Source organism: Lacinutrix sp. MedPE-SW (genome assembly GCF_001874145.1).
Taxonomy (GTDB): Bacteria; Bacteroidota; Bacteroidia; order Flavobacteriales; family Flavobacteriaceae; genus Lacinutrix.
Genome location: NZ_MPCX01000014.1, coordinates 61,135 through 73,099, shown reverse-complemented (window position 1 = coordinate 73,099; position 11,965 = coordinate 61,135). Strand labels below are relative to the sequence as shown.

Below are 11,965 nucleotides of genomic sequence, written 5' to 3'. Positions count from 1 at the left end.
GAAACTAATTTAACTATTGTAGAATTACAAGATGATAACGTTCAATTCTCTTTAAGCGGAAATAGTAATTTAAAAATAGAAGCGGTTAGAATTATTGATGTTTTAGGTCGCGAGCTTTATAATTTCCGCGGAAGCGAAAACACAGAAGTTTACAATTTATCTAAACTAAGTACCAGTACTTATATTGCGCAAATAACACTTTCTAATGGAAAGGTAATTGCTAAAAAAGCAATTAAAAAATAACTGTTTTATAGTACAAATTTAATTGATGTTATTAAATTTCTGCCTGGCGCTGCAATACCAGATGAATATGTTTTGTAGCGTTGGTCTGTTATATTTTCTAATCCAATAGTTAGATTTGCAAAACTATTTAATTCGTATTGAGCAGTTAAATTTAGTGTGTACCAAGATGGTGAATAAGGGTTTCCGTTATTGTCTAAAGCATAAATATAGTCTTTACTAACCTCAGATGGCGCTAAATCGTAGTACGATAATTCTCCATTATAGTTTACAGAAGCATCTGCTTTAAACTTATTTTTTGTCCAGGTTAATCGTGTGTTTCCAAAGTTTGGAGCAACGTGTCTTACTGGGTATTCTACTTCATCTGTTTCGTCTGTTCCGCCAACTACATTGTATTGAGAGCTTAGTGCTAAGTTTTTAGAAACGTTTAGTTTTGCACCAATTTCAAAACCGTAGATATAAGATTTTGATGCGTTTTGTATGGATTGTACATTACTTAATTCGCCATTATAAACAATTTCTGTTTCACCATTTAAATCGCCATCTCTTCGTACTAAGGCATTATCTAAATAAGTGTAATATGTTGCCATATCCAATATTAAGACATCATCAAAATTTAGTAACAGTCCTAATTCACCACCATAAGCATATTCTGGTTTTAAATTATTATTAGGCACCACTACAGATCCTGGTTCTGAGTCAAATACTTTACCAATATCATCTATATTTGGAGCTCTAAAAGCAGTTGAAAAATTTAATTTCCATTGTAATGTTTTATTTGGAATCCAACTCATTCCTGCTGTTCCTGTTAAGGCTTCAGAGTTGTTTTTTGCTTCGTTAAAAGGTAAATTTAAATAAACGTTATTAGCCTCGAAATTTGCTTTAGATAGTACTTTATTAAAACGTAATCCACTTTGAAATACAAATTTTGAGTTTGGCTTATATTTTAAGCTTAAATATGCTGCTAAAGATTGCCAAGTTGCATTATCTGGATATCTAGTTACAATATTTGATGTTTCGGTTGTTTCTATATTTTCTTCTTTTGCCTTAGAGTTTACTTTATTATAAATATACTCTAAGCCGTAAGATATTTTTGTTTTAGGATTCAAGGTTTTTTCTAAATCTAAATTAAAAGAAACTGCATTTACTGCTTCTTCTTTTATACTTTTAAAAACACTTTGGTAATCTCTATCAATACGACTTTCCTGAAAATTTTGATACGCAACTGTAGCTTGTATTTTATCGTACAAATTAGAACTACTACTTAGTTTAGTAATGTTTAAATTACTCATAAACCAGCGTTGTGGTCCATAATACCATTCGGCAGATCTTAACTCTTCTCCTCTGTATCTAATTAACCTATCGTATCTAGGAGTGTTTGATGTAGATGTATAAAATAAACCTAAGTTAAAACTCAAATTATCTTTTGGTTCGTAACGCACTTTTTGCATTACATTTATTTGATTGTAACCTGAGTTTTTTTGCAGCTTTGGTTCGCTGTTACTTACTATTTGATCTTGATTATTTGTAGTAACCACAAACTCTGGCCTTAAATAATCGTTTGGCCCATGACTTCCCATTTTTAAATCATTAAAATCTGAAAAGCTAGCATTAGTTATAAATGCCCATTTTTTAAAGCCATAATTTACACCTAAATGAGCTGTTTTTTCTTGATTAGCTGTTGCATAACGTAATGTTGCAGTAGTTTTATAGTAAGTAGAATCTGTATATGATAATTGTGGCTTTTGTGTATAAAAACTCATAACGCCACCTATGGCATCGCTACCATATATTACAGAGCCTGCACCTAAAGATACTTCTGTGTTTTGTATTGTAAATGGGTCTATAGAAATTACATTTTGAAGGTTTCCGCCTCTAAATATGGCATTGTTCATTCTAACACCATCTACTGTAATTAATAATCTATTTGTTGAGAAACCTCTAATAATTGGGCTACCGCCACCTAACTGGCTTTTTTGTATAAATACTTGACCTGTTTTTTCTAATAAATCTGCACTGGTTTGTGGGTTTGTGAATGCAATAGATTTTGCATTAAAATTTACAATCTTATTTGGAACATCTCTTTTATCTTGTTTAAATTTTGAAGCAGAGATAACTATTTCTTCTAAACCTTGCGTTAGTGGTTCAAGATAGATTACATCTCCTTTAATTCTGCTTTTTTCTACTGATAAAACATCGAAAGCAATATGTTTAAAAAACAAAATATCGTCTGGATTAAAAATATCCAGATTAGCTTTACCATCAAATTTTGTTATAACACTACGAGATTGGTCTTGATTGTATATAGCTGCACCAACTATTGGTTCTTGCGTTTTTTTATTAGCAATTAATATTTCTTGAGCCTGTAGGCTTAGTACTAAACAAAATGAGAATATAATGTAGAGTATTGGTTTTTTGTATTTAGTTGAAAACGTCATTAAAAACTTGTAGTGATTTTGGTTTTTTAAAGCTGCCCAAATGTAGTTCAAAATACAACAAAATAATGGCTAAAAACGATTGTCTTTGTTTTGAATTCATTTTGACTTCTTCTAACGCATCAAATGTTGTGCCCAAAAGTGTTTTTAAGAGTGTTAAATTTTCGCCCGAAATACAATATTTACTACTACTCATATCTTGAAATTCTCCTGCCTGAAGATTAAAATATGGCAAGTTTACATCTGTAATATCTGGGTAAAACCCTAAGTGTTTTGTTAGGTTTAATAGAAACAATAAATGAAAGTTTGAATAACGATCATTAGTATCTAACCATTGCAAGGTGGTTTCTAAATAATTATATAATGTAGCATTTTGTTCTTCCTCTTGTAAAGTAGTACTTAACACTTCGGCTAAAAATAAAACAATAGCGCTTTTTAAAATATTGGTGTGTAAACTAGAGTAAAGGTGATTTATTTTAACTTCTTTTACGTACTGCAAGCCTCTTGCCTGTTTATAATCTGTTACAAGATGTAATTGTGTTAACAATTGATAGTAAGCAACTTTAGATCCTTTTTTTTTAGATTTTAAAATACCACGTAATAAATAACTAACAATACCAAATTCTTGCGTGTAGCATTTTACAATAAGGTCATTGTCTTTGTATTTTAATTTAGAAAGTACAATAGCATTTGTAGTCGCAATCATTACCTTACTATCATTACTTTTAATACTTTAGTTTCTATAGAATCTAAATCTGTTAACATTATTAAATACACTCCTGAAGCAACAGTAACATTTCCTAAATTTTTACCATTCCACAGTGCAGTACCACCATCAATTTCTAAATTAAAACCTTTAAATTTTCCATTGGTTCTAGATTCTGCTTCTGTAACTAGGTTTCCTTCTATATCTGTAATTTTAATATTAACATTATCTGTAAGACCTTTTATTTTTATTTTATCGTTATTGATATTAAAGTTTGGTCTAACAGGATTAGGAAAAACGTAAGCATCTTCAAGTGTTTCTTCTGGCTTAGAACTTTCTGAGCCAAAAGCAACAAGTCCTTTTTCTGTTGCAAAATATACTAGGCCGTTTTCATCATCTATTGCGATATCTAAAATATCGTTTGATGGTAATGGTGAGTTATCTTTAGTAAAATGAAATATGGTTTCTTGACCATCTGATGATAGATAATACACACCTGTATCTAAAGTACCAATCCATTTATTATTTGAACCATCAACCTCAATATCTGTTATATATTGCTGAAAAAGTAATTCTCTAGGCGTACCATCGTCTAAAACTATAATATCTGAAACTTGAAATGTTGGGTTACTAAAAAACTCACTAGTATTATAAATCACTCTTAAACCGCGATCTGTACCAATCCATATAGTGTTTTGTAAATCTGTTTCTACAGTCCAGGTTTTTTCTGAAGGCATATTAAACTCAACATCTTCAATAAATTTTTTATCGCCGTTGGTATCTACTCCAATTATTCCATAATTTAAACTAGAAATAAAAACTTTGCCATCGTCTGTAAATGCAATATCTGAAAACCCTAAATTACTAGTTCTTGGGTTTATAATATCTTGCATATTTATACCTGTCCATTGACCATTTTCTAATTTATTTAAACTATTATCAACACGTCCATTCATTACCCATAATGCACCATTACTATCAAAATTATTAGCTAAAACTAAATGTATAGCACCAGCAAAAGGAACTAATGAACTATTATCTTGATTAAATATAGAAATGCTTTCGGTATTAATATCTAAAAGTCCTGAGAAATAAGAGCCAACATAAACTTGGTTTGTATTAAATGGGTTAATTGATAAATATGATAAATACCATGGATTTGATACTGCACTTGCTATAGAGTCGTAGCTAATATTATTCCATTCTTCATTTTTTAAATGACTTAAACCAGAGCGCCTTAAACCTCCATTAAAATTATATGTAACAGAGTGACCGCCATGTGTTCCCCAAACCTCTCCTGCTTGTGTTTTTATTTTGAAAAACTTATTTAATAAAGGACTTTCTGGATGTATTTCTTGATATACTGAAGTATCACTTACATTGGTTTGTAATATCCCATAGCCTTCCTGTCCTATTGCAGTTGTATAAATACCTTGAGTACCAATATATATATTATTATTTTGGCTTAATGATACCGCTGTAAATAACATACTAACATCCTCTATAGTTTGAGCGGTAGCAACAACATTTAAAGACGTCTCTGTATTGTATACGTATGCTTCTTTTTCTGTAGCAATTAAAAGGTTACCTTGCTCTTCTCTTGTATCTACAATTAAATCACTATATACTACCAACTCTGAAATAGCATCGTTTATAACGCTGTATAACCTTCGTGTTGATCGTGAGGCAAATAACTTATCGTTAACACTCGTAATGCCAACCCAGTTTGCAGATACTATTCTTGTCCATTGGTTAAAGTCTATAAGGTTTGGGTTAGAGACTAAAGCTTTGCTAATACCAACATTTGTAGCAGCATAAATTTGATCTTCAAAAATTGTAGTTTGGTTTATTTTTATTTGAGAACCGCCATCACCAATATAATAGGTGTCACCAAATTCAAGGTTATTTATATCGTAAAGTGAAATTCCAAAATCTGTAGAAATATATGCGAAATCATTGTAAATCATAAAATGATTTATACGCTTGTTATTTGGTGGTATTGTGGGTTTATCTATAATATCTACAACGGTTAAAAAATCGTTTTCAGATTCTTTATACACCTGCATTAAACCGTTTTCAAAACCAATTAACAACAAGCCTTTATTTTCAACATATTCTATGCTGGAAATAGTTTCTCCAGATAAACCATTTATAGTTGATAATTTTTCTATTTCAAGTGTTTGCTTATCATAAGTAAATATTGCATTTTCTGCAGCACCATAAACTTTAGTTTCTCCTTGAGAAATATCTTTAATATCTAAGTATGAAAAATGGCCCAACCATGAGTCTGTAAAATCTTGTGCAAACACATGATTAGAATTAAAAAGCAAAATAAAAGCAACAATTAGTTTAACACTACGCATTTAGCAGGATTTACAGGTATAAATATTAAAAACCAAAAATACTATAATTTATTGTATTTTCGTTCGAGTAAATTACAAGCAATTTATGCTGTTTAGCAGTCCTATATTTTTATTTCTATTTTTACCAATTACGCTATTTATATATTATATAGCGCCTAAAAAAATAAAGAATTTTGTTTTATTAATTCTTAGTTTAGGGTTCTATACTTGGGGAGAAAAAGAACTTGTTTTATTAATAATACTATCTGCTTTTATTGATTTTACAGCAGGTATTATTATAGATAAAGGTAAGCGTAAACTTGGTTTATATTTATCTATACTATTTAATCTTTGCTTACTTTTTTATTTTAAGTATTCTCATTTTATTTTTTCTAATACAACATCAGTTTTAAACCATTTTGGCTTGCCTTTAGAACATGCTAATGCTTTTGCTAATGTTATTTTACCTTTAGGTATTAGCTTCTACACATTTCAAACCATGTCGTACACAATAGATGTTTATCGTGGTCATGTAAAAGCAAATAAAAACTTTATAAATTTTGCCACCTATGTAACACTATTTCCTCAACTTATTGCTGGCCCAATTGTACGTTACTCGCATGTGGAAAGCGAATTAAAATCAAGAAAAACAACTTTACCATTATTTGCAGAAGGTGTTGAGCGTTTTATAATTGGATTAGCAAAAAAAATGATTATCGCCAATAACTGTGCTTTTTTAGTAGATGGCATTTTTAATTTACCCACAAGTGAATCTTCTGCCTTAATTGCTTGGCTAGGTGTTATAGCCTATAGTTTTCAAATTTATTTTGATTTCTCTGGCTACTCTGATATGGCAATAGGTTTAGGAAAAATGTTTGGTTTTAATTTTCCAGAAAATTTTAATTACCCATACATTTCTAAATCTATACAAGAATTTTGGCGTCGATGGCACATGACATTATCAAGCTGGTTTAAAGATTATTTATATATTTCTTTAGGAGGAAATAGAAAAGGAAATATAAGAACTTACATTAATCTATTTATAGTCTTTTTTATAACTGGTTTATGGCATGGCGCAAGTTGGACCTTTGTAATTTGGGGTATTTGTCATGGCTTATTTATAGTTATTGAAAAGCTTGGATTTAACAAAATACTAAATAAACTTGGTAAAAGTTTTTCTCTATTTTACGCATTTTTTGCAGTAAATATTACATGGCCAATTTTTAGAAGCGACACTATTACACAGGCTTATAACTATATAATTACAATGTTTAATTTTAGTGCTAAAACCAATTTTAATTATTTAAACATTTACCTTTCAAAAGAGGTTATTTTTATCTTGATTATAGCACTAATATTTTCTCTACCATTACATAAAAAAATTAAAAATTACACCTCAACATTAAATCCAGATTCTTATAAATATAAAGGAGCTAAAATTTTAAGAGTGGCTTCTCTTTTTTGTTTATTATTTATTAGCTACACATACATTGCAACAGATTCTTATAACCCATTTATATATTTTAGATTCTAATGAGCAAGCAAAAAAGCATATATAAAATAACTATAACCATTGGTTTTTTACTTGCCTTAATATTACCTAATATTATTTTGTTTTCAGGAGCAGAAAAAAACCTAACTAATAATGAAAATAGAGCACAAGCTAATGTGCCAAAATTTAACACAAAACAGCCCATACAATCTATAGGAAAGTTTAAAAATTATTACCTACAAAACTTTGGTTTAAAAACAGTTTTAGTTAATAATTATATTAAGCTAAAAACAAATTATCTAAATGAAAACCCAATACCTAATCGCACATTAAAAGGCGAAGATGGTTGGCACTTTTTAGGTAATGAAAATAATAATGTTTTAAACAACAGCTTTGGTAATGATGTATTTAAAACTCAAGAGCTCAATAATACTGTTAACTACCTAGTAACAATTAATAATTATTTTAAATCTCAAAACATTGCATTTTACTTTGTTATCGCTCCAGATAAAAACAATATTTATCAAGAGTTTTTGCCATATAAACTTAAACAAAATGCAACTAAACTTGATGTTTTAAAAAAAGAAATAAAAAAGAAAAGTAACCTAACAGTAATAGATCTTACACAACCATTGCTTAACAATAAAAGCTTAAAGCAACTTTACTTTAAAACCGATACACATTGGAATTTTGATGGTGCATTTATTGGGTATAATTATACAATAGATGTTATAAATAAAGATTTTAATATTGAAAAAACTAAAATACAAGATTATAAAATTGAACAAGAAAATTATACTGAAGGTGATTTAATAAAAATGATAAATCAGGTTAAAGCAGAAACTTATAATAAGTATACAAAAATTAAAAAAACTCAGGTAAAAGAAATTTATTCTGAAAAAAATAAAATGAGATTTAAAAATGAAACTAAACAATATAAAATGTTACAGTTTAGAGATTCGTTTGCAAATTACTGGTATTCTTTTTTTAATGAAAGTTTTGCTGAAACCCTATATCTAAAAAAATATACATTTACTAAAGCCGAAATTGAAAGTTTTAAACCAGATATTGTGATTTTAGAAATTGTAGAACGTAATATAAATTTACTAAGCGAATTAAAACCTTTCAAAAACTAAAAAAGCTTCCAAAAATGGAAGCTTTTTTTATATAAATAAGTTGTAATTATTAAACTACACCTTGCGCTAACATAGCATCTGCAACTTTTACAAAACCTGCAATATTTGCACCTTTTACATAATCTACATTACCATCTTTATCTGTACCATACTTTACACAAGAAGCATGAATATCATTCATTATCTGGTTTAATTTAGCATCAACCTCTTCTCTCGTCCAGTTGTAACGTAACGAGTTTTGACTCATTTCTAATCCAGAAGTAGCAACACCACCAGCATTAGATGCTTTACCAGGAGAGAATAATACTTTTGCTTTTTGTAATACCTCAATAGCTTCTGGAGTTGTAGGCATATTTGCACCTTCTGCAACAGCTATAACTTTATTACTTACTAAAGCTTCAGCTTCTTCTTTATTTAATTCATTTTGAGTTGCACATGGCATAGCCACATCACAATCAACACTCCAAGGTCTTTCGCCTTCATGAAAAGTAGCCGAAGAATATTCATTAACATATTCGCTAATTCTTCCTCTCTTCACATTTTTAAGCTCCATAATAAATGCTAATTTATCTGCATCTATTCCATCTTTATCATGTATATATCCAGAAGAATCAGACATTGTTACAACTTTACCACCAAGCTCTGTTGCTTTTTGGCAAGCGTATTGCGCTACATTTCCAGATCCAGAAATAACAACTGTTTTTCCTTCAAAAGTATCTCCAATTGTTGCTAACATATTTTTTGCAAAATATACGCAACCATATCCTGTAGCTTCTGGTCTAATTAAAGAGCCTCCATAACTTAAACCTTTACCTGTTAATACACCTGTAAATTCATTTCTAAGTCTTTTATATTGACCAAACATATAACCTATTTCACGGCCACCAACTCCTATATCTCCAGCAGGAACATCTGTATTTGCTCCTATATGGCGAAATAATTCAGACATGAAAGATTGGCAAAAACGCATCACTTCATTATCACTTTTTCCTTTTGGGTTAAAATCACTTCCACCTTTTCCACCACCCATTGGTAATGTTGTTAAAGCATTTTTAAACACTTGCTCGAACCCTAAAAACTTAAGAATACTTAAATTTACAGAAGGATGAAAACGTAAACCTCCTTTATAAGGACCAATTGCAGAGTTAAACTCTACTCTAAAGGCTCTATTAACTTGTGTATTACCTTTATCATCAATCCAAGGTACTCTAAAAATTATTGTACGCTCTGGCTCAACCATGCGCTCTAATAACATTTTATTTTGATATTGTGGGTTCTCTTCTATAAATGGGATTACGGTCTCGGCAACCTCATGAACAGCTTGTAAAAATTCTGGTTCATGATTATTTTTTTCTTTTACCAGATCTAAGAATGCTTGAATTTTGCTTTCCATGTATTTAAAATTATGACATTAATATTATATTATTAATAATGATTACAAATATACATTATCTTTAAAAAACAAGTACATTTTTTTTGAAATTCGCAAAATAAAAATTCGCTCAATTTAAATTTAGTTACTGCATTTTATCTATAATACTTGTGGGTTTATCGTATTTTTTTATATTTGCTAACATAAAAAGCCTCTAAACCTAATCTTGAATATGCTTAAAGTTAAACATTTAGCTCAGATACTATTTATTTTAGTAGCCTCACAAACAGTTATAGCTCAATTAGGTTTCTCTCATGAAATTGGTATTATTGCTGGTCCCACCGCGTTTAAATCTGATTATGGTGAACGTTTTGATTTAGAAACGAATGCCGGAAACAGTGGTATTGGTATTGGTTTAGTACATTATATAAATTTTGCTTACAGAGCAGATTGTAACTGCTATACTACAGATAATTATTTTAATGACCATTTTAAATTAAGAACCGAAATTTCTTACAATACTGCAAAATTAGAACATATTGGCGAATATGTTGAACCATATAGAACCTCAACAGATGCAGATAAATTAAGAGCGCATACAGGATCTGCCAATAATTTTGATATTGGTATGCAATTAGAATATTTTCCTTTAAGTATTAGATCATTTCAAGCATTTGGATACAAGTTTGCTCCTTTTGTTAGTTTTGGTGCGCATTACGTGTCTTATAATCCAAAAGTTAGCACAAGCTATGCCAATGGTGATATTACTAATATGGGTAACTTTTATGCTCCTTGGTATACTAGCAACCCTAATTTATCTCCAGATTTTCCAGAACCTATAGATGTAACCTCTGGAACGACTTGGTCTATAGTAAGTAGTATTGGTGTTCGTTATAAACTTACTCCTCTATCAGATTTAATGTTAGACCTTAGAGGTCAATATTATTTTAGCGATTGGATTGATGGACTGGATCACACTTTAGATAGCAACAAATATAACGATTGGTTAGTGTGGCTAAATTTTGGTTATATTTATTACTTAGATTAAAAACATATTTATATAAAAAAGCTCAAGTTTTTAACTTGAGTTTTTTTTAAAATTATCCTAACGCCTGTTTTAAATCATTAATTAAATCTTCTTCATCTTCTATACCAACGCTTAACCTAATTAAAGAATCTACAACACCTGTTTTTTCACGTTCTTCTTTTGGTATGCTTGCATGCGTCATGCTTGCTGGATGTCCTGCTAAAGATTCTACACCACCAAGAGACTCTGCTAAAGTAAAAATTTTAAGATTTTCTATAAGTTTTATAGATTTATTGTAGTCATTGCCTTTTGTAGTAAAAGATATCATGCCTCCAAAATCCTTCATTTGTTTTTTTGCTATTTCATGATTAGGATGACTTTCAAATCCTGGCCAATATACATTTTCTACTTTGGGATGTGACGCTAAATACAATGCTATCGCTTTACCATTTTCACAGTGGCGTTGCATTCTAACGTGTAGTGTTTTTATTCCGCGAAGCGCTAAAAAAGCATCTTGCGGACCACATATTGCTCCACTAGCATTTTGTATAAAATATAATCTTTCTGCAAGTAATTTTTCTTTTACTATTAATGCTCCCATAACTAAATCACTATGTCCACCAATATATTTTGTTACAGAATGCATAACTATATCTGCTCCAAGATCTAAAGGTTGTTGCAAATATGGTGTTGCAAAAGTATTATCTACTGCCAATAATATATTATGTTTTTTAGCTATTGCAGCCGTAGCTTCAATATCTATAATATTTAACATTGGGTTAGTAGGTGTTTCTACCCAAATTAATTTTGTATCATCGTTAATATAAGCTTCAATGGCATCTGGATTATCCATATTTACAAAATGAAATGTAATACCAAAGTTTTTAAAAACCGAAGTAAATAGTCTATATGTACCACCATATAAATCATTAGTACAAATTACTTCGTCTCCAGATTTTAATAATTTTAATACCGCATCTATAGCAGCTAATCCAGAACCAAAAGCCAACCCAAACTCACCGTTTTCTATACTTGCAAATGCATTTTCTAAAGCGTCTCGTGTTGGATTTTTAGATCTAGAGTACTCATAACCTTTATGCTCACCAGGTGTAGATTGTGCATAAGTTGAAGTTTGATATATTGGTGGCATTACAGCACCATATGCTAAATCTGGCTGCTGTTTTCCATGTATGGTTTTTGTATTAAATTTCATTA

At 29.9% G+C, this 11,965-nt stretch carries 9 protein-coding genes; 4 read left to right on the top strand and 5 right to left on the bottom strand.

Annotated elements, in window-relative coordinates; genetic code table 11:
• On the top strand, window positions 1-243 hold a 243-nt coding region (locus BM549_RS12700; RefSeq protein WP_290470616.1), incomplete at its 5' end, for a T9SS type A sorting domain-containing protein.
• A gap of 5 nt (window positions 244-248) precedes the next feature.
• Here the strand turns inward: BM549_RS12700 and BM549_RS12695 are convergent.
• Genes BM549_RS12695 through BM549_RS12685 form a run of 3 tightly spaced genes read right to left on the bottom strand, consistent with a single transcriptional unit; the run spans window position 249 to window position 5,744 of the window.
• Window positions 249-2,678, bottom strand: a complete 2,430-nt coding sequence (locus tag BM549_RS12695; RefSeq protein WP_290470615.1) for a TonB-dependent siderophore receptor — start codon at window positions 2,676-2,678, stop codon at window positions 249-251.
• Entirely contained in the window at window positions 2,662-3,381 is a 720-nt protein-coding gene (gene recO / locus BM549_RS12690) for a DNA repair protein RecO (protein WP_290470614.1), read from the bottom strand. Before recO ends, BM549_RS12695 begins: the two co-directional genes overlap by 17 nt.
• On the bottom strand, window positions 3,381-5,744 hold the full coding sequence (locus tag BM549_RS12685) for an ABC transporter substrate-binding protein (protein ID WP_290470613.1): 2,364 nt from the start codon (window positions 5,742-5,744) through the stop codon (window positions 3,381-3,383). The genes recO and BM549_RS12685 overlap by 1 nt, the downstream gene beginning before the upstream one ends.
• An 85-nt stretch (window positions 5,745-5,829) precedes the next feature.
• Between BM549_RS12685 and BM549_RS12680 the strand changes: the two genes are divergently transcribed.
• Both BM549_RS12680 and BM549_RS12675 read left to right on the top strand, forming a co-directional pair.
• Entirely contained in the window at window positions 5,830-7,257 is a 1,428-nt protein-coding gene (locus tag BM549_RS12680; RefSeq protein WP_290470612.1) for an MBOAT family O-acyltransferase, read from the top strand.
• Entirely contained in the window at window positions 7,257-8,351 is a 1,095-nt protein-coding gene (locus BM549_RS12675; protein WP_290470611.1) for a hypothetical protein, read from the top strand. The genes BM549_RS12680 and BM549_RS12675 overlap by 1 nt, the downstream gene beginning before the upstream one ends.
• A gap of 49 nt (window positions 8,352-8,400) precedes the next feature.
• Here the strand turns inward: BM549_RS12675 and gdhA are convergent, their stop codons facing one another.
• Window positions 8,401-9,744 carry an NADP-specific glutamate dehydrogenase gene (gene gdhA / locus BM549_RS12670; protein ID WP_013869486.1) on the bottom strand — a complete coding sequence of 448 codons (1,344 nt, stop codon included), beginning with the start codon at window positions 9,742-9,744 and terminating at the stop codon, window positions 8,401-8,403.
• Between the two features lie 211 nt (window positions 9,745-9,955).
• Here gdhA and BM549_RS12665 point away from each other — a divergent pair, with 211 nt between their 5' ends.
• Window positions 9,956-10,771 carry a glutamate dehydrogenase gene (locus BM549_RS12665; RefSeq protein ID WP_290470610.1) on the top strand — a complete coding sequence of 272 codons (816 nt, stop codon included), beginning with the start codon at window positions 9,956-9,958 and terminating at the stop codon, window positions 10,769-10,771.
• 52 nt (window positions 10,772-10,823) lie between these two features.
• On the opposite strand, the gene BM549_RS12660 is transcribed toward BM549_RS12665, so the two are convergent.
• A complete protein-coding gene (locus BM549_RS12660) occupies window positions 10,824-11,963 on the bottom strand; it encodes a cystathionine gamma-synthase (RefSeq protein ID WP_290470609.1) in 1,140 nt (379 codons plus the stop codon).
• Window positions 11,964-11,965 lie beyond the last annotated feature (2 nt).